This is a genomic window from Lichenihabitans sp. PAMC28606, from assembly GCF_020616535.1.
In the GTDB taxonomy this organism is placed as follows: Bacteria; Pseudomonadota; Alphaproteobacteria; order Rhizobiales; family Beijerinckiaceae; genus Lichenihabitans; species Lichenihabitans psoromatis.
In genome coordinates this window covers 4,084,190-4,101,400 of record NZ_CP085136.1, presented here as the reverse complement: position 1 = coordinate 4,101,400, position 17,211 = coordinate 4,084,190, and the positions used below count along the sequence as shown (strand labels likewise).

21 protein-coding genes are annotated in these 17,211 nt (G+C 64.4%); 6 read left to right on the top strand and 15 right to left on the bottom strand.

Going from position 1 to position 17,211, the window contains the following annotated elements:
• Positions 1-16: 16 nt before the first annotated feature.
• Together LGH83_RS19300 and LGH83_RS19295 are read right to left on the bottom strand one after the other, a co-directional pair.
• On the bottom strand, positions 17-1,105 hold the full coding sequence (locus LGH83_RS19300; protein ID WP_227400024.1) for an ABC transporter ATP-binding protein: 1,089 nt from the start codon (positions 1,103-1,105) through the stop codon (positions 17-19).
• A gap of 129 nt (positions 1,106-1,234) precedes the next feature.
• Complete coding sequence (locus LGH83_RS19295; RefSeq protein WP_131115281.1) at positions 1,235-2,140, bottom strand: LysR substrate-binding domain-containing protein; 906 nt, start codon at positions 2,138-2,140, stop codon at positions 1,235-1,237.
• 115 nt (positions 2,141-2,255) lie between these two features.
• On the opposite strand from LGH83_RS19295, the gene LGH83_RS19290 reads away from it, so the two are divergent.
• The gene (locus LGH83_RS19290) at positions 2,256-3,197 is read left to right on the top strand and encodes a dimethylarginine dimethylaminohydrolase family protein (RefSeq protein ID WP_227401927.1); all 942 of its coding nucleotides are present in this window, start codon (positions 2,256-2,258) and stop codon (positions 3,195-3,197) included.
• A 30-nt stretch (positions 3,198-3,227) separates the two neighbouring features.
• Entirely contained in the window at positions 3,228-3,524 is a 297-nt protein-coding gene (locus LGH83_RS19285) for a cupin domain-containing protein (RefSeq protein WP_227400023.1), read from the top strand.
• Between the two features lie 34 nt (positions 3,525-3,558).
• Here LGH83_RS19285 and LGH83_RS19280 read toward each other — a convergent pair whose 3' ends face one another.
• Positions 3,559-4,404, bottom strand: coding sequence for a dimethylarginine dimethylaminohydrolase family protein (locus tag LGH83_RS19280; RefSeq protein WP_227401926.1), 846 nt, complete (start codon positions 4,402-4,404; stop codon positions 3,559-3,561).
• Between the two features lie 275 nt (positions 4,405-4,679).
• Between LGH83_RS19280 and LGH83_RS19275 the strand changes: the two genes are divergently transcribed.
• From LGH83_RS19275 to LGH83_RS19265, 3 genes are all read left to right on the top strand, one after another.
• Positions 4,680-4,925, top strand: a complete 246-nt coding sequence (locus LGH83_RS19275) for a hypothetical protein (RefSeq protein WP_131115276.1) — start codon at positions 4,680-4,682, stop codon at positions 4,923-4,925.
• A gap of 290 nt (positions 4,926-5,215) precedes the next feature.
• Entirely contained in the window at positions 5,216-6,667 is a 1,452-nt protein-coding gene (locus LGH83_RS19270; protein ID WP_227400022.1) for a type II and III secretion system protein family protein, read from the top strand.
• Positions 6,664-7,395, top strand: coding sequence for a CpaD family pilus assembly lipoprotein (locus tag LGH83_RS19265; RefSeq protein ID WP_227400021.1), 732 nt, complete (start codon positions 6,664-6,666; stop codon positions 7,393-7,395). The genes LGH83_RS19270 and LGH83_RS19265 overlap by 4 nt, the downstream gene beginning before the upstream one ends.
• A gap of 18 nt (positions 7,396-7,413) precedes the next feature.
• Here the strand turns inward: LGH83_RS19265 and LGH83_RS19260 are convergent, their stop codons facing one another.
• From LGH83_RS19260 to LGH83_RS19205, 12 genes are all read right to left on the bottom strand, one after another.
• Positions 7,414-8,073, bottom strand: coding sequence for a tetratricopeptide repeat protein (locus tag LGH83_RS19260; RefSeq protein ID WP_227400020.1), 660 nt, complete (start codon positions 8,071-8,073; stop codon positions 7,414-7,416).
• Between the two features lie 101 nt (positions 8,074-8,174).
• Positions 8,175-9,215 carry an EscU/YscU/HrcU family type III secretion system export apparatus switch protein gene (locus LGH83_RS19255; RefSeq protein ID WP_227400019.1) on the bottom strand — a complete coding sequence of 347 codons (1,041 nt, stop codon included), beginning with the start codon at positions 9,213-9,215 and terminating at the stop codon, positions 8,175-8,177.
• Positions 9,212-10,027: a type III secretion system export apparatus subunit SctT gene (gene sctT, locus LGH83_RS19250; RefSeq protein WP_227400018.1), complete on the bottom strand. Its 816-nt coding sequence runs from the start codon at positions 10,025-10,027 to the stop codon at positions 9,212-9,214. Before sctT ends, LGH83_RS19255 begins: the two co-directional genes overlap by 4 nt.
• Positions 10,024-10,293, bottom strand: a complete 270-nt coding sequence (locus tag LGH83_RS19245; protein ID WP_131115265.1) for an EscS/YscS/HrcS family type III secretion system export apparatus protein — start codon at positions 10,291-10,293, stop codon at positions 10,024-10,026. The genes sctT and LGH83_RS19245 overlap by 4 nt, the downstream gene beginning before the upstream one ends.
• 7 nt (positions 10,294-10,300) lie before the next feature.
• Positions 10,301-10,957: a type III secretion system export apparatus subunit SctR gene (gene sctR / locus LGH83_RS19240; RefSeq protein ID WP_227400017.1), complete on the bottom strand. Its 657-nt coding sequence runs from the start codon at positions 10,955-10,957 to the stop codon at positions 10,301-10,303.
• Positions 10,950-11,969: a type III secretion system cytoplasmic ring protein SctQ gene (gene sctQ / locus LGH83_RS19235; RefSeq protein WP_227400016.1), complete on the bottom strand. Its 1,020-nt coding sequence runs from the start codon at positions 11,967-11,969 to the stop codon at positions 10,950-10,952. The genes sctR and sctQ overlap by 8 nt, the downstream gene beginning before the upstream one ends.
• A complete protein-coding gene (locus LGH83_RS19230) occupies positions 11,966-12,469 on the bottom strand; it encodes a hypothetical protein (RefSeq protein WP_227400015.1) in 504 nt (167 codons plus the stop codon). Before LGH83_RS19230 ends, sctQ begins: the two co-directional genes overlap by 4 nt.
• Positions 12,445-13,776: a FliI/YscN family ATPase gene (locus LGH83_RS19225; protein WP_227400014.1), complete on the bottom strand. Its 1,332-nt coding sequence runs from the start codon at positions 13,774-13,776 to the stop codon at positions 12,445-12,447. The genes LGH83_RS19230 and LGH83_RS19225 overlap by 25 nt, the downstream gene beginning before the upstream one ends.
• Complete coding sequence (locus LGH83_RS19220) at positions 13,773-14,444, bottom strand: hypothetical protein (RefSeq protein ID WP_227400013.1); 672 nt, start codon at positions 14,442-14,444, stop codon at positions 13,773-13,775. The genes LGH83_RS19225 and LGH83_RS19220 overlap by 4 nt, the downstream gene beginning before the upstream one ends.
• Positions 14,426-14,980: a hypothetical protein gene (locus LGH83_RS19215; protein WP_227400012.1), complete on the bottom strand. Its 555-nt coding sequence runs from the start codon at positions 14,978-14,980 to the stop codon at positions 14,426-14,428. Before LGH83_RS19215 ends, LGH83_RS19220 begins: the two co-directional genes overlap by 19 nt.
• Positions 14,977-15,732, bottom strand: a complete 756-nt coding sequence (gene sctJ / locus LGH83_RS19210; protein ID WP_227400011.1) for a type III secretion system inner membrane ring lipoprotein SctJ — start codon at positions 15,730-15,732, stop codon at positions 14,977-14,979. The genes LGH83_RS19215 and sctJ overlap by 4 nt, the downstream gene beginning before the upstream one ends.
• Positions 15,729-16,190, bottom strand: coding sequence for a hypothetical protein (locus LGH83_RS19205; protein ID WP_227400010.1), 462 nt, complete (start codon positions 16,188-16,190; stop codon positions 15,729-15,731). The genes sctJ and LGH83_RS19205 overlap by 4 nt, the downstream gene beginning before the upstream one ends.
• Positions 16,191-16,519: 329 nt before the next feature.
• On the opposite strand from LGH83_RS19205, the gene LGH83_RS19200 reads away from it, so the two are divergent.
• A complete protein-coding gene (locus LGH83_RS19200; RefSeq protein ID WP_227400009.1) occupies positions 16,520-17,122 on the top strand; it encodes a nodulation protein NolW in 603 nt (200 codons plus the stop codon).
• The last annotated feature ends 89 nt before the right edge of the window (positions 17,123-17,211 follow it).

Here is a 17,211-nt window from a genome sequence, read left to right as displayed (position 1 = left end):
CCTTCGGCGAGAATGATCAAGCATGGCTTTCTTCCGGCAGAAGAAAGCCCTTGTCGGCGGGCCAGGTGACCCAGAGATCGGGACCGTTCGTGAGCGCGCTTGCGGCAACGTCGGTCGGCAACGTGACGGTCAAGGCCGTCCCGCTCGCGGTCGAAAGGCCGAGCCGTGTCGCCGAGCCGAGATAGGTCGTGGCTTTCACGAGGGCCGGAACGCCGTTGCGGTCGGGCGCGGGGCCGCACGCCACCGACATATGCTCCGGGCGGATCGCCAGCGTGCCGGAGCGGCCGACGTGATCCTGGCGCGGCACCTTCAGGTTGCGTCCCTCGAAGGAGCCACTCGTGCCGATGCTGCAATGGCCGACCCCCTCGACCGGGAGCAAATTGATCTCGCCGAGAAATTCAGCGACGAAGCGGTTCGACGGACGTTCGTAGATGGCTTGCGGGGTGGCGACCTGTAGCAACTCACCATGATTGAAGATGGCGATGCGCGACGACAGCGACAAAGCCTCGCTTTGGTCGTGAGTGACGAACACGAACGTGGTGCCAAACTCCTGATGCAGCCGCCGCACCTCGTCCTGCATGCGGCCGCGAAGATGCTTGTCGAGCGCTGAAAACGGTTCGTCCAGCAACAGGACCGAGGGCTCGAACACCAGGGCTCGGGCCAGGGCGACCCGCTGTTGCTGACCTCCCGACAGTTTCGCGGGCAGCTTCTTCTCGTGTCCAGCGAGGCCGACGCGCGCGACGATCCGGGCCACCCGCGTCGCGATCTCCTCCCGCGGGACTTTGCGGACCTGAAGCGGAAAGGCGATATTCTGCTCGACGGTCTTGTGCGGGAACAAGGCGTAGCCCTGGAACACCATGCCGAAAGCCCGCGCCTCCGCCGAGCGGGTCGTGATATCGATGCCCTCGCTCAACAATTTGCCGCCGGTCGGCGCCTCGAACCCCGCCATGATCATCAGGAAGGTGGTCTTGCCGGACCCAGACGGCCCAAGCAGCGTCAGGAACTCGCCGGGCGCGACGTCCAGCGACACAGCCTTGAGGGCGCGAAAAGCCCCAAACGACTTGTCGATGCCGATCGCCCGTAACCCGACCGCCTTTGCGTTCACCCGCTCGCTCTCCAGAAGAGAAAGATCAGGCTATCGAGCTCTTATCCTCACGACAAACGAAGATTCGTACGGTTTAGACCAAATATAATTCACCCCTCTGGCGCGGTTTTTGGCAGTCCTGCCCGCGTCTTAAGCGGGGCGGAGCACGGAGGCGGTTTGCACGAGGCGCGACCGGAGCCAATCCGAGAAGGCTTGCATGGCGGCATTGCCGGTGCGGTGGTGTTCGGTCACAACATAATAGGCGCGGCTCGACCGGATCCCGAGATCGAACGGCCGGACCAGTTGTCCCGTCTCGAGCGCCTGCCGGCAGGTGAGTTCATCCCCCATGGCGATCCCCTGCCCGGCCGTGGTGGCGGCCAAAACGAGGTTCATGTCCGAAAAGGTGACGCCTTGCTCGAAGGGGAGCGGCGTGGCACCCGCCGCCTGGAACCATCGGCTCCAATCGTCGTAGGTGTCGAGATGCAGCAGCACGGCGCGGAACACGTCGAGCGGGTCGGTCAGTCCACCGATCCGGTTCAGCAGAGCCGGACTGCACAACGGCGTGAACTCGACCTCGCTGAGCAATTCCACCGCATGTCTCGGCCAGGCTCCGCCATCCCCATAGGCGATGAAGGCATCCACCTCGGGGTTGCTGACGTCGTCGAGCCGAGGCGGCGTAACGATCCGAAGCACGACATCTGGGTAAAGCTGCTTGAACTCCGCCAAATGTGTGCAGAGCCAAAGAGACGCGAACCCCGGCGTGCAACTCACCGTTAGGGAGCCCCTGATTCCCTTGTCGCCATATTGGACGGCGGCATCACCCAACAGCGTCAACGCGCGGCGGACATCGGCCGCATAGCGCATGCCTTGCGGCGTCAGCGTCACGCCTTTACCGGCTCGCTTGAGGATATCGAAGCCGAGGTCCTGTTCGAGAAAACGCAGCTGGTGGCTGACGGCGCTGCGCGTCAGATGCAGTTCTTCGGCGGCGCGCCAGACACTGCCATGGCGGGCAAAACAATCCAGCGCCCGAAGGGCTTGCGTCGAGGGAACCCGCACCTATCCTCCTGCGGTGAAAATTACGATCCGATCAGATGAAAAACCATCGCTTTTTACAAGCCCGTTTCACCCCTTAGGGTCGCGCCGTCACACCAGCCCGAGCCCTGCCATGTCCATGACGCCGACCTCAAGCCGTTACGCCGAGCCGTTCAGCCTCCGTCGCCGCAACCCGGAGGGCGGCACGCCTCGGCTACAGGGGTGGGGGTTCACCAACGAAACCGATCGGCTGACCGATGTACTGCTCGGCTCACCCGCGCATCTCCGGCATCTCGCCACAAGTTCGCTGTCTCGCAAGCATCTGCGCGAGGCGCCGTGCAACATCCAAACCGCACAGGCCCAGCACAAGGACCTCGTCGCGGCCTATCAGCACTTCGGCGTCGCGGTGCACTGGCACGATCCGGAACCCGAACTGCCCATGCAGGTCTATTCCCGCGATTCGAGCGTGATGACGCCATTCGGCGCCATCATCACTTCCATGGCCAACTGGTGGCGGCGCGGTGAAAATTATGCTGCGATCCGTACCTACGAGCGGCTCGGCGTGCCGATCTACGACATGGTGACGGCCGGTACCTTCGAGGGGGGCGACTTCAACGTCATCTCGGACGGCTGCGTGCTGATCGGCTGTGGCGGAGCCCGCACCCAGGAGGAAGGCGCGCGGCAGGTCGAGGGATGGTTCAAGCGGGAGGGGTGGGAAACGCGCCTCGCCTTCATCGACGAATATTACGTTCATATCGACCTGATGGTGGTGCCGATCGCCCCACGGCTGACGGCCGTCTGCCTCGCCTGCACGGAGCCCGGCATCGTCGCCTGGCTCAAGCAAAAAGGCCACGACATCATCGACGTGCCCTTCACCGACACGATGGCGCTCGGCTGCAACTTCATGAGCCTTGGCGGCGATCGCGTGATCGCGCCCGCGTCGAGCCGGACGCTGATCGAGCAATTGCGGGCGCGTGGCTTCGAGGTGGCCGAGGTCGACATGAGCGAGATCTCGAAGACCGGCGGCGGTATTCATTGCATGGCGCAGGCCTTGCGACGCGAGCGCACTGATCGAAGCTGACGCGCAACCACCGCGACCAGGAGATATCCCATGGCCTTCTCGTGCACGATCCCGGCCCGTCCGACCGTTCAGGTCGACGACGACCGCGTTCGCATCACGCGGTGGGATTTCGAGCCCGGCGCCTGCACCGGGTGGCACGAACATGCCATGCCCTATTGCGTCATCATGGTGCTCGGTGGAACGCTGGCGCTGCACGACGGCACGACAGAAAGCCAGGTGACGCTCGCGGCGGGCGACGCGTACGCACGGCCGTCGGGCATCAAACACGACGTGAAGAACGCCTCCGACCACCCGATCGCCTTCGTCGAAGTCGAGATGAAGCGCTAGGCAGGACGCCTCCGACCTCGCGAGAGAGCGACCGCTATATCGGGTCGCGGCGTAGCGGCATGGTCATGCAATGGACGCTGCCGCCGCCTGCCGCGAACAGGTCGAGGTCGGGGTCGTAGATTGTCAGGCCCTCGGCCCGCAGCGCCGCATTGATGCGGGCGCTGTGCCGGGGCGAGATGACCCGGCCGCTCCCAAGCGCCAGCAGATTGCAACTCATCGCCATCACGTCACGATATGTCGCCTCGATCACGCGAATGCCGTGATCCGCGAGCCAAGCCGCAAAGGCATCGCCGAGCACGTCGATACAGGTTACCGCCAAACCATCGGCCGCCATGCAGAACAGCACATCAAGATGCAGGAAGTGCTCGGCGAAGGGCTCGACCCGAACCTCCCAGCCTTCAGCCTCGAACCAGGACGCGACTTGAGCCGCTCCCTCGGCCGTGGTGCGGATACCCGACCAGCCGATCAGTAACAGGCCCGGGCGAATGATGTGGATGTCTCCACCCTCGACGTTGCCGCCGCTCGCATAGCGCCAGAAGCCGTCTTGAGCACGATGAAAGCGGAGGATCGAGGCGACTTCGCCGCGCCGGGCCGGCAAGGCGAGTTGCGTCAGCATCGGACCCCACGGCGTGGTCTGGCTCGAATCACGCGTATAGACCTGATAGGCGAGATGCGGCTCGGGCTCGATATAGTGGCGCGTGACACCCGCCTCATCGAGCGCATCCTCGAGTTGCCGAAATTGGCTTTGCAGCCGCTGCGCGTCGATGCTTCGGCCTTTGCCCAGCGTTTCGACCGCGATCGCATTGGTTTCGATCCAGCGATAGTGATCCGGGCGGCAGAGCAAAACGTCCCGCAGCGTTCCGGTTTCGGACTCGACCATCCAATTCAAAGCGACATCTCCCGTGTCGGCCCGATCCTAAGGCCCGTCGCAGACCAAAGCGAACCGCAGCGCGATGCGATCAGGTCAAAACATTTCAATCCGGTGCGGCGGGACCGACATCGTCGAAGTCAGGATCCGCGCAGCGACAGGCCGACACAACCATTCGTCGCATCGGCAAAATTTCCGCGGCCGCGAGCGATGCGTCAATCGATCAATGCAACCGCCGGACCAACTCCGTCGTTGACACTTATAAGTAAAAAATAAGGGAGTCATCGATGTCGATCAGGGAGATTTCGTGCACCTACAGAGATCAAAGATTCTTCGGGATCTTCGATGTTTCTGGCAATGGAGCCACCACCGCCGTTTGGGTCCGCTACAACGGCGATGAGGATGTCATGCCGGTGGGATCGCTGGCGGCCGAGACAGTGGCCGAAAACCTTCTCCGCGAGTTGGTGATCCGCAAATTCAATGCAGACACGGTGACGAACGCGGAGCGCGGGCGTCGTCGTCAAGTCGCCTGAGCGATGGCGGACTACGGCCCGGCCCACGGCCGAGCCGTTCAAAGAACCATAGTGCGGGACCCAACAACCTGACAACAAGTCTAATTGGCATCGATATGACAAGAGTATGACATTCTCGTAAGCCAATTGCGCTTTATCGTCGTCGTCCCGCATCAGCGGAGCAATTCTGCGCGGGACGATACTGGGTGTTTGTGGCTCACCGACCACCGATACTCTAAAATTTTCACAAACTCCCGCCAAGCGCTAAAAAGTCCGAGCCAAACCGCGTTCGCTTGTTGTAGTTGAGCGAGATGCGACATGTTCGGACGATCGACATCAAGCCCCTTGAGCGCGCGAGACGCGAACAGACTATCGCAAGATATCTGCTCGCCCTTCTGGCCATGCTGGTTTTGGCGGCGGCTGCTCCTGCGGCGGCGCTCGCGCAACTCGCTGCCCCTCCCAGCACCGTGACCGCAAGCCGTACGATTCATATCGATGTCTCGGGCGGCCAACTTCTGCGTTTGCCGGAGGCTGCCGGAACCGAGTTCGTGGCGGACCCCACCATCGCCGACATCCAGAGTCCCAAAGCATCCAGTATTTTTGTCTTCGGCAAGAAACCCGGACGCACCACGCTGTTCGTCTTGTCTCAGGATGGCGCGCCGCTGCTGGCCTACATGATCGACGTGCGCTTTCCGCAAGGCGAGCTTCAGGCGCAGATGAACGCCGATGCGGGCGATGCTGCAACACGGCTGACCTATACGCCCAACGGCGCAATGCTGCAGGGAACAGTCCCCGACCCGCAGACGGCGGAACGGCTGCAGCAGACCGCGACCCGCACGCTCGGAGCGGGTGTCCCTTTAACCAACCAACTCCAGGTCGCCGGGTCACCGCAGGTCAATTTGCGGGTTCGCGTCGCCGAAGTGAGCCGCACGGTCTCGCGCCAACTCGGCTTCAACTGGTCGACGGTGTTCTCGGCCGGTGACTTTGCCTTCGGACTGCAAACCGGTCGGTTGGCCGGCGCGACGGGAGCCAATCTGATCGCCAACGGCGTAAACGGCGTCTTCGGCACTGTCGCGTCCAAACATGCCAATGGCTCGGCCGTGCTCGACGCCATGGCGGCCGAAGGGCTGGTGACGCTGTTGGCCGAACCCAACCTTACGGCGGTGTCGGGCACCACGGCCACCTTTCTGGCCGGCGGCGAATTTCCGATCCCGATCCCCCAGGCACTGGGGGCGGTGTCGGTCGAATATAAGCAATATGGCGTCAGTGTCGCCTTTACGCCGACGGTTCTGTCGAGCGGCCACATCAGTGTGAAGGTGCGGCCCGAGGTGAGTGCGCTCGATCTCACCAACACCGTGACGCTCAACAACGTGCAGGTGCCGGCGTTGACGACGCGCCGCGCCGAAACCACGGTGGAATTGGCCAGCGGCCAGAGCTTCGCCATCGCCGGGCTGATCCAGAACAACAACAACAATTCGATCCAGAAGCTGCCCTGGCTCGGCGATATCCCGATCCTCGGCGGCTTGTTCCGCTCGAACCAATTCCAGCGCAACCAGAGCGAACTCGTGATCGTCGTCACGCCTTATGTCGTGCGGCCGACCGGCCCCGGTAATCCGCCGGGCGATGCGAACCGCTACGTCCGCGTCCCGTCCGACGAGGAAGAAGTGGTCTATGGGCGCGTCGCGGCTCCGACTCGGCGTGCTGTCGGTCTTGCGCGCCGCGCGCCGCCGCCACCCGAAAACATGGGATTCGTGTTTCAATGATGCGCGCATCGATCGCGGCTTTCAGCCTGTCGGCCCTGCTGGCCGGCTGCACCAACGAGGCCGCTGACCTCGGTCGTTCGCCGCCGGTTCTGTTGGCGAGCGTCAATCGCGAGCTCGTGTTTGCGCCGCATCAACCCAACGGCCGCCTCGCGTGGCGTGCCCGCCTGAAGCATGACATTGCCGTCGTCTCGGATGGCGAGCGACAAGCCGTTCGGGCTCATATCGTGGCGAGCAGCGCGCGAGAAGCCGAGACCCTCCGCCGTGCGCTGGTCGGCGATGGCATCGACCCCTCCCGCATTACGGCGACCGCTCCGCCGCCGCCAGCGCGCGAGGCCTCGGTGCTGCTGACCCGTGCTGTCGCGGGCACGCCGGATTGCGCCGACGCGATCACGCCGGCGTTCGGTGGTGATCCGTTGCCGAGCTTGATGAGCCTTGCGACCTGCACCCAAAGCAGCAATCTCGCGGCCATGCTGGTCGACCCCGCCGACCTCGTCGCACCGCCGCGCCTCGCGCCTTCGGATGGTGCCTATCTGGCGGCTGGCGTCACGTCCTGGCGGGCCAATCGCCGGACGGGTGAACCCTCGGTCGACACGACCGGCGCATCGCCCGACGCGGGGGGTGGGTCAGCGTCCGGTGGATCGACCTCCGCTGCGGCACCGACAACCAGCACCGCCGCTTCCACCGGCAACACGATCGCGACACCGGCCGCAACCGTCACGACACCCTGAGACAACACTGACGGTGTCTCAATCGACGGCGGTGGCGCCTGAGGCCCGAGAGACTTGGGATTTCACGGTCGGGGCCATGCGGCCGGCCGCAAGAGTTTCGGACAGCGCCAGATCCGTCTGAGCCGCAGCATTACCGGGCTCCACCTGAAGGGCGAGCCGGTAGGACTGTTGCGCCTCGGCGTGCTGACCCGCCTTGTCGAGCGTGACGCCCTGCCCGATCAGCAGCGGCACCGCATGCGGATCCTGCTGCAAGCCATCACGGAAAATCACAAGCGCGTCCGCAGGACGATGGGCCGCCACCAGGAGCTTGCCCAGCGTCGCCGTGACATGAGCATCGGCTGGCATCCGCTTATGCGCAGCGTCGAGTGTCGCGAGCGCCTGCTCGACGTCGCCCTGGTCGACCTGCGCGCGCGCCAGCCCGATCTGGGCCGTCCCCGAGCCGGGCTGAAGGTCCGCCGCACGGCGATAGAACGCGACGGCGCCATCGACCTCACCGGCTTTCTGCGCCGCATCGGCGATTCTCAACATCGCGGCGGGATCGTTGGCGACGGTCTCCTGTCGCGACGCCTCGGGATCCTGCAGCGCGGCGCAGCCGGCGAGACAAAGCCCCATAGATAGAAGCGCCGACAGAGAAGAGGTCGCTCGCGCCAAGCGGGTCGGGGTGATGCAACGGGGCAAGCGGGTCCATTCTGTTCTGTGTCGCGTCATGACCGAAGCCGCAGCACCGCGACCGTTTCGCATAGAGGCGACAAGCTTTTGTGACAAAGCATTGACGAGCATCAAATCAGCCCGGCGGCGCGCATACAGCCGATCACTGGCTGGAACATCTCCTGTGTGATCATCCGGCCAACCTGCAGCCGGGACGCGACCGCGACGGCGACAGGATCGAACACCACAGGAAGGTCGAACGTCTTGGCCTCTTCGAGCAACGCCAAGGCGCCCTCCTGCGTGCCACGCGCGACCAGCACCGGCACCATGGCGTCGGGCGCGGCGAACCGCATGGCCAGACACATATCGGCCGATCGGATAATGAAAGTGGCGTTCCGCAAGCCGGTTTTGAGCGCCATGCTGCTGCGGCGATCCTCCCGGATCTTGCGCTGGATCAGGGGGTCGCCGTCGCTTTCCTTACGCTCCCGCTTCTGCTCGGAGGTCGTCATTCGCATGTCGCGCTGAAACAGCCAGCGCTGCAGGCCGATATCGAACAGCCCCACCAAAAGAAAGAAGGCAGCGGTGACCACCAGCAGCGGTTGCAAGAGACCCAGCATGGTCGGGCCGACGCAGCGCAAGCCGCAGGTTGGGAGCTCGACCAGAGCCTGCAAGGCGCCCGCTATGATATAAAGCGACACGCCGCCGAGCGCCGCCAGCTTGACGATCGACTTCAAGACCTCGACGAGGTTCTTCATCCCGAACATGCGTTTGAAGCCGGCGATCGGATCGAGATGCTCCATCTTGGGCAGAATCGGATCGAAAGCCGCCAGAGCACCGCCATTGACGATGACGTTGGTCAGGACGGCCGCCATGACGATCAAGCCGATAAAAGGCCCAATGGCCCAAAGGACGTTTCCGGCGAGCCTGTCGGACAGCGCTGCCACGGCTTCGTCGAAAGGCCGGTCGAGAAGCGCCGGGAGAACGCGGAGTCCATCGAGCAATTGGCCGAAAAGAAGAACGCAGCGCACCCCGAGATAGAAGAACGCCGTGATCGTGACGGCGGCCGTCACCAATTCCTTGCTGCGGGCGATCTGCCCCTTCTTGCGCGCGTCGCGAAGCTTCTTGGCCGACGGCGGAAGGGTTTTCTCCTCGCTGCTGTCCTGCCCGCTCATGGGGCGGGCGCGCCGAGCGGCGTGGTAGCATCCCGCATCAGATCGAGAAGAGACGGCAAGGTCGCAAAATCCTGCCGCATGTAAGTCATAAGGAACATGACGTAGAGCGGCATGACGATGAAGAAGACGATGTTGCGGACCGACAACGCAAGATCGTCGATTCGCAGCTGCGGTGCCATGCGGGCGACCAGCAGCAGTGCCGCGTCGGCCAGCAACATGGCGAGTACGACCGGGACCGCGACCAGCAAGCCTTGACGGGTTATGCGGTCCAGCAGCCCGAGCAGCAACACGGGCGTACGATCGTCGACATGCGGGAACGCGCCGAGCGGACGCCAGATCGCCCAACTGCCGTAGAGAAGATCGGCTAACGACTCGAGACCGCCGGTCATGACGAATAACGCGATACCGGTGATGATCAGCATCGTCCCGGCGATCGACACGTCCTCGAAGCCCGCCGGATCGTTCAGCCGGCCCTGCGTCGCACCGCGCTGGGCATCGAGAATATCGCCCGCGACGTCGAGCGCCCAGAATGGTGCCCCCAGCAGCAGGCCGAGGGCCGCCCCGATGATGGCCTCTTTGGCGGCGAGCAGCATCAACCCGATCGGATTGGCGGGCTCGGACTGCATCGCCATGACCAAGACCGGCACCATCGGAAGCGCCAGCGCGGAGGCGACGGCGCCGCGAAGGAGGCCGGTGATCTGGGCGCGAGTGAAGACGGGGTTGAGGGCCAGCATGGCCATGGGGCGCGCCAGAGCGATGCCATAGGCCAGCAGCCAATGCCAGACGACCTCGAAGCCGGAGGCGGTGCTCACCGCGTCATGGCCGGAAAGCTGTCGAACAATTGGCCCGACAGGCGGACAAGCGGCTGCACCAGCATGGGTCCGGCCAGGGCCAGGATCACGATCACGACCAGCAGCTTGAAGGCGACCGGAAGCGATTGGTCCTGGATCTGCGTCACGGCCTGCAGAATGCCGACGATCAGCCCCACCGCCATCGCGGCCAATAAGGGCGGCAGCGACATGATGAGAACGATGCCGAGCATCGCCTGCAGCTGAACGATGAGGTCGTTATGGCCCATGCGGCGGCTAGGTCGCGTAGCCGAGCACGAGCCCGTGCATCAGCCGCGTCCACCCCTCGATCGCGACGAAGAGAAACAGCTTGAACGGCACCGAGATCGTGGTGGGCGAGACGGCCGACATGCCCATCGCCATCAGGACCGCCGTGGTGACGAGATCGACGGCGATGAAGGGCAGGTAGATCAGAAAGCCGGCCTCGAAGGCACGACGCAATTCGGACAGCACGAAGGCCGGCACGACGATGATCAGGTCGTCCGGCTGGGCCGTCAGTCCCGAGTCGGGTCCCCAGACCCGCACCGCCGCGGCTGTGAAGAATTCACGTTCGCCGGGGCTGACTAAGCGCAGCATGAAGTCTTTGGCCGGCACCTCCGCGCGGCTCGCGATGACGCCGAAATCGCTGAAGCTCTCGTAATGCTGCCCCGGCGCCGCGATCTCGGCATAGACCTTGGCGCCGACCGGAGCCATCACATAGCCGGTCAGCAGTAGGGCGATGCCATAGAGGACGAGATTGGGCGGCGTCTGCTGCACGCCGAGGGCGTTGCGGAGAATGAACAGGATCACCGAGATCTTGATGAAGCTCGTCATCGTGACGGCCACGAAAGTGAGCGTCCCGAGCGCCGTGATGGCGATCAGAATGCCGAGGAGATTGGGTTGTGCTTCACCCATGATCGAACAGACGAACGATCCGCACCGCGACGGCCCCTTCGACATCGACGAGTTCGCCCTGCCCGATCGGCCGCCCATGGGCGCTGATGCGAACGAGTTCGACCGCATCACGAGCAACATCGAGCACCATGCCCGGGCCGAGACGACGCAATTCACCGAGCGTGATGTCGAGCCGCCCGACCTCGAACGAGAGTTGCACCGGAATATCGTCCGGCTCCACAACAGGCGTCGCCTCCGTGCCATTCGGGTCGGTTTTGAGTTCCTGCATCGTCCCCTCCTGTTCGGCGGCGGCGTCGCGCACCGGCCGCATAGCCTCGACCATCCGCCAACGGCCATCCTGAGCCGTGACATCCGCCGCAAAGGCATCGGCAATCACCAACGTCACGCCCGTCGCGGGCTTCCGCTCGAGGATCACGGCATCGCCCGGCCGCAAGGATGCCAGCACCGCAACGGGCAGCCGCGTCGTACCGACCCGCAGCACCGCCGGCACCGCGAAGGTGGCCATCGGGCGCGGTTCGATCGGCCAAGCCTCGAGCACGGCATCGACGATGTCTTCGCGCTCCGACCCCACATGCAGCCGCCAGGAGGCTGTATCGTCCTCGAGTTTCAGCCTCAAACCGCCAGGTGGCGGGGCCGAGCCCTCCCGCTCCGCGCCGAGAATGGCGACGTCGCGACCCGCCGCTCGCTCCCACACCGACATGGTCGGCAACAGGGCCGCCTCGAGCAGAAGACCCGCGAGATCGGACGGCAAAGCATCGCTTTCGATCGCGGGATCCAGCGCCCGAAGGATCTGCTGCGGCAAAGCCGACGGGCAGCGAACCTCCAGCCGATCGGCCCCCCATGAAACGCCGACGCGCATCTGATCCGGACCGCAATCGCCGGTCGGCGCGCGATCGATCGACAGTTTGAGCAAGCCAGCGAGCGTGACGGCCGAGCGCGGTGCGAATCGCTTGCGGGAGGCGAGCGCCTCCGCTCGGCTGATCGTCGGAAGAACGAGCGGACGGGCCGTCAAGTCGATGCACGCCAGAGGTCGGCCACTTGATCGCCGCGATCCATCTCGTCGGCGATGTCGGCGGCGCGACGCCACGCCTGAGCCATGGTCTCGGCAAGCCGTTCCCGCTTCTGAGTGATCCGGGCTTCCACCTGCAAGGCCAACCTCGCCTGGTTCAGCCCCGCCTCGGCCTCGCTCAACGCTGCGCTGGCGGCGAGGCGCTGGGCCGCGAGATCGGCCGACCGCGCCCACGAGGCTGCCTCGCCGGCCTGAATGCTGGTCAGGGTTCGCAGATCGATGATTTGGCCGGCCAATCGATCATGCTGCTGACCGATCTCCCGCGACCGCACGTCCTCGTACGCCATGAGATCATGGTGCGTCTGCCGGAGCCGGGATGCTGCATCGTGGCGCAGTCCCTCCGCACGGGCGACCTCGCGGCGGCGGCGATCGTCCCGAAGGCGCTGACATCGCAGCAGCAAAGCGGCGCGACCCGCCTTCAACTCGTCAGCCGTGACAGCCAAGTCTGGGTCTCCTCCCACGAGGATTGATCCGTCGATCCTTGGCGCAGAAACTCGCGAACGGCCTCGATCCCGGCCAGCGCCGCATCGTTACGCGGATCGGAGCCGATCTTATATTCGCCGACCTGAACCAGGAATTCGATGTCGTTGTAGCGTCGCAGCACATCGCGGATGGCAGCGGCCCGTTTGCGATGATCAGCCGAGATGACCGCATCCATGACGCGGCTGCGGCTCGTCAAAACGTCGATGGCCGGGTAATGACCGGATGCCGCGAGGCTGGGCGACAGGATGATGTGTCCATCGAGAATCGCTCGAGTTTCCTCGGCGACCGGATCGCCGGCACCGTCGCCTTCGACCAGCACCGTATAAAAGGCCGTGATGGAGCCGGTGGCGGCCGGCCCGGCACGCTCCATCAACCGTGGCAATTCGGCCATGACGGACGGCGGGAAGCCGCGTCGGGTGGGGGGTTCGCCAGCCGCGAGGCCGATCTCGCGCAAGGCACGGGCGAAACGTGTCACGCTGTCCATGACCAGCAGCACACGCCGCCCCCGATCGCGAAAGTCTTCCGCGATCGTGGTGGCGGTATAGCTCGCCTTCAGACGTTCCACGGCCGGCCGGTCTGAGGTGGCGACCACCAGAACCGCCCGGGCCCGGGTCTCCGGGTCGAGCTGTCGCTCGATAAAATCGCGCACCTCGCGGCCGCGCTCGCCAATCAGCGCCACGACCACGACATCAACGGCGGCCCCGCGCACCAGCGAGGCGAGAAGCGTCGATTTACCGCCCCCCGGCTCACCATAGATGCCGAGCCTCTGCCCCTCGGCACAGGTCAAGAGGGCGTCGATGGCACGCACGCCGAGCGGCAGGACGGTCTCGACGAGCCGGCGCTCCAACGCCGGAGGCGGCGCGGCTTGCACCGGCCGACTTGGACCCGGAGCGAGAGGCCCCCTGGCCGCGACGTCCAGCGGACGGCCAAGGCCATCGACGACGCGGCCCAGCACGGCATCGCCGACCGGCACCCGCAGCACATCGCCGGTCCGCTCGACCTCTGCGCCGGACGCGAGGCCGAGCATATCGCCGATGGGCGCGAGGATCGCTTCGTCACCATCGAGGCCGACCACCTCGGCCATCAGGGGTTCGGGGCGGCCTCGATCGTGCACCCGACACAATTCGCCGAGGCGCGCTTCCGGCAGAACGGCACGCAAGACCGTGCCGACCGCCCGCACGATGCGGCCCCGCTCCGGACGAGCTTGAAGCTCCCGAACCTGCAGGCCAAGGCGATCCAGCCCATCGGCCAACCTGCCTCCGCTCATGTTTCGATGCCCGCGTCGATCTCGGGTCTCGCGGAACCGACATCTCGATAGGCCGAGACGTGATCCCGATCGGGCGATCGTCCGTCCTGATGGGTCGAGAGCCCATCCAGCATCGATCGAAATTGCGCGAGCAGGCCAATCTCGGTCCGGCCGCGCGGATGCACCAAGGTGCACTCGCCCGGCTTCGCGGTCACATCGACCAACACGACGATGCGGTTGCCATGATCCTGCAAGGCGGCCCGCAGCGCGGTAGCCTCCTCGGGCGCCGTGCGAAAGGTGATTCGCACGTCCCGCCCATAGTCGTCGATCGCCTCGCCGGCGAGGCGCGCGAGAATCTCCGGCTCCGGTAAGCTGGAGAGAATGCGATGCGCGACCGCGAGCGCCACCTCGTGCATCTGCGCTCGTTGCTCGCGCCAGAATGTGTCGATCGCAGTCGCGGCATGGCTGGCCAACAGAGCCGCATCGGCGAGCCCCTGCCGCAAACCCTCTCGGCGAGCCGCCTCGATCGCCTCCAGCCGCTCGGTTTCGACAGAGCCGCGGAGACGGGCGGCAGCCGCCTCGGCTTCGGCAAGGATCGTTTTCGCATCGCCATGCGCGCGCATGACATCGCCCCGGATGACGAAACGCGACGCCGGTAGCCCCTCGGCGATCACGCTTGCACCAGCCACGCAACGATGCCCGGACCCCGCTCCCGGTGTAAAGCCTCAACCGGCACGGTCGCGCGCAGCAGCCCCACCCGCAGTGCGACGCTTGGCGGCTGCGGCAAACGCCAAGCTTCGAGGCAAGCGGCGCCATCCGATGCAACCGCGGCATCGAGAGCCTCGGGACCCTGAAGGTCGCCCGGAAGCTCCGGCGACAACGCAATCCCGCGAAGCGCCTGACCGTAGAGATCGGTGCCAAGTGTCGCGACGAGCGTCCGTCGATCCGACGCATCGATCACGCGCGCAATGGCACGGCCATGCCAGATGGCGCCCGCGCGCCGCGCGAGCGTCGAAAGGCCCACCTCCGACAGATCGAGAATGGCGGCTTGAACAGGCGTCATCGAGCCGACCAGCCCCAGCCTGGCGCTGACGACCTCCGCGAGGCGAGCGCGAAGGCGCGTCGAACGGAGAAGTCTTGTCACCAGATTGGACGATGCGCCATGGCCGATGAGTGCGGCAATGCGATCGGGAGAGGCGGCCTGCAGCAAGGCGATCTCGCTCATTCGGCCGGGTCCGGCAGCGGCGGCTTGGTGGTGGCAATCAACGCAAGAAGGCGGCGGCGGAAGAGCAGGAGAAACGCAACCAATACAGGGACAACACCACCGCCGATCAGCGCCGGCCCTTGCCAGTCGGGCGTGGGGGCCGCCAATCGCACCGGCAGATCGACGTGCGGAACGGGCACGAGCACGACCGAGACCTTGTCGTAGTTGAGCCCCTGCACGCTATTGGCCACCAGCATCTTGATCTGCGACACGAGGCTCGCGACGCGGCTTGCTTCATCGTAGCGGATGAAAACCGACGCCGAGGATGGCGTGGGCTCCCGCTTCAGCAAATCATTGTCTGGCAGCACCACCTGAACCCGTGCGGTCAACACTCCATCGATCTGCGAGACGGTGCGGGATAATTCCTGGCCCAGAGCCCAGATGAAGCGCGCCTGCTCCTGCACCGGGGACGCGATCAATCCGCTGGGCTGGAACACATCGTTGATGGTGCTGAACTTCGCGCGGGGGTAGCCGCCGGTATGCAGCATATCGACCGCCGCAGCGAACTGGGTCTGCTCGACCATCAGCGTGTCCGACCCATCTTTCGCCTGCACTTTCGAGGCACTCACGCCGCCTCGCAGCAGCAACGCCAACATCTCGTTCGCCTCCTGCTCGGGCACGGCGGTGTAAAGCTCCGTCTGGCAGGCGGAGAGAAGCAGCATGAGAACCAGGGCCGCGCCGCCTTTCGCGGTCGCCCGCGCGCAAATCATCATTGCCCCTTGAGAAGCGTATTGAAGATCTTGGTCGATTCGGTCGAGCCACGGCTCGCCATGGTGGTCTCGATCGCGAACATATAGGCTCGCTCCATCTGCGAGACGGCCGCCGTCATGTTGTCTTTGTCGAAGCCGGGCGTATGCATGCTGTCGTTCGCTGCGCCAGGAGCGTCAGGCTGCGCGGTTTTCGCACCCTGACCGAACCCCTCCGGAATCTTCAGGCGGCTTGCCATGGCATCGGCCTGATGTGCAAGGCGGGTCGCGAGACTGTCGGTGGAGGATGGAGCGGCAGCCGGAACCTCGTGCGTCGTGCGACTAGCCGCCTCGGCAAAGTCTGCAGCCTCGGTTGCATTGGGCCGCTGCACCGCTTGAGACGAAACATCAATGCTTTGCACACCCGCGGGAACGGGGTCTTTGGCGGCCGCAAGCTGCTGCACCACCGCGATAGCCTCAATCATGATTGTGCTCCGCTTGATCGGGAAGCTCGCGTGACGGCCGTTGGCCCTCGCTGCGGCCCGCCGTTCACGCGTTGAATGCGAGTGACCATGAGCATATCTATCGTGCAGACGCTCAGACGGCAAGTGATTTGGCTCAGGTCCGATAGCAAAGGCGACATCTTGTATCACCGATCTTCTTGCGGATGCGTTTTTATCACTTTTATGACATCAAAGTGACTATCATTTTCATCAGAGATCGAGCGCATCTCGACTCAACATCGTTTTAGACTTGAACGCATTGGCGATATGTGGTCGAACGTTAACTGTTCGTAACCCTGGAGCATCGAATCGTGCAGCGAGCGGTGACGATCGGCCTCGCGTTATCGAGCATGATCACGTCTTTCGTCGTGGCAATGTCCGATACCCTCTTGGCGGCCGAACCTGCATGGCCGGCGGCAGCCTATACTTACGTTGTGGTGGATCAGGATCTCAGGACGGTTCTTGAACAATTCGGCACCAATACCGGTCTTCGGGTGGTGCTGTCGGCTGCGGTTCAGGGGCGGGTGCATGGGCGGATGCCCAGCCTCCCGCCGCGAGAGTTTCTCAATCGTCTCACACAGGAATTTGGTCTCGACTGGTATTACGATGGCGCCGTCATCTCGATCAGCGCAGCATCCGAGGCTCAGACTCAATTACTCACGGTCGAAGGCGCGGGTTATAAAAAGCTTTATTCTGCGCTTTCTGGCGCAGGACTTCTCGACCTGCGCTACGGGCTTCGACCGGGACCCGGAACCAACATTGTGGTGGTATCAGGACCTCCGCGATATCTTGCAATGGTGCAACAAGCCGCGACAGCGGTTGCGGCCGATAAAGAACCAAAGCACGACCCTGCCGCGGGCGATACGCTTGTGGTCTTTCGCGGAACATCGACCAGTCGCGTCCAGTTCCCCTAGCGCGACGCAGGTAGTGATAGTCGTGCCAAAGACCTTCGTCGATCTGTCACAAGTTTTACGCTTCGTTGTCACAAGTAGATCGGGATCCG

What these genes read in the sequence shown, in the direction of transcription:
- LGH83_RS19290 (WP_227401927.1), top strand. Translation starts at nt 2,256, where the DNA reads ATGACGCCGACCTCAAGCCGTTACGCCGAGCCGTTCAGCCTCCGTCGC.
- LGH83_RS19285 (WP_227400023.1), top strand. Translation starts at nt 3,228, where the DNA reads ATGGCCTTCTCGTGCACGATCCCGGCCCGTCCGACCGTTCAGGTCGAC.
- LGH83_RS19280 (WP_227401926.1), bottom strand. Translation starts at nt 4,404, where the DNA reads ATGGTCGAGTCCGAAACCGGAACGCTGCGGGACGTTTTGCTCTGCCGC.
- LGH83_RS19275 (WP_131115276.1), top strand. Translation starts at nt 4,680, where the DNA reads ATGTCGATCAGGGAGATTTCGTGCACCTACAGAGATCAAAGATTCTTC.
- LGH83_RS19270 (WP_227400022.1), top strand. Translation starts at nt 5,216, where the DNA reads ATGCGACATGTTCGGACGATCGACATCAAGCCCCTTGAGCGCGCGAGA.
- LGH83_RS19265 (WP_227400021.1), top strand. Translation starts at nt 6,664, where the DNA reads ATGATGCGCGCATCGATCGCGGCTTTCAGCCTGTCGGCCCTGCTGGCC.
- LGH83_RS19255 (WP_227400019.1), bottom strand. Translation starts at nt 9,215, where the DNA reads ATGAGCGGGCAGGACAGCAGCGAGGAGAAAACCCTTCCGCCGTCGGCC.
- LGH83_RS19245 (WP_131115265.1), bottom strand. Translation starts at nt 10,293, where the DNA reads ATGGGCCATAACGACCTCATCGTTCAGCTGCAGGCGATGCTCGGCATC.
- sctR (WP_227400017.1), bottom strand. Translation starts at nt 10,957, where the DNA reads ATGGGTGAAGCACAACCCAATCTCCTCGGCATTCTGATCGCCATCACG.
- LGH83_RS19225 (WP_227400014.1), bottom strand. Translation starts at nt 13,776, where the DNA reads ATGAGCGGAGGCAGGTTGGCCGATGGGCTGGATCGCCTTGGCCTGCAG.
- LGH83_RS19215 (WP_227400012.1), bottom strand. Translation starts at nt 14,980, where the DNA reads ATGAGCGAGATCGCCTTGCTGCAGGCCGCCTCTCCCGATCGCATTGCC.
- sctJ (WP_227400011.1), bottom strand. Translation starts at nt 15,732, where the DNA reads ATGATGATTTGCGCGCGGGCGACCGCGAAAGGCGGCGCGGCCCTGGTT.
- LGH83_RS19205 (WP_227400010.1), bottom strand. Translation starts at nt 16,190, where the DNA reads ATGATTGAGGCTATCGCGGTGGTGCAGCAGCTTGCGGCCGCCAAAGAC.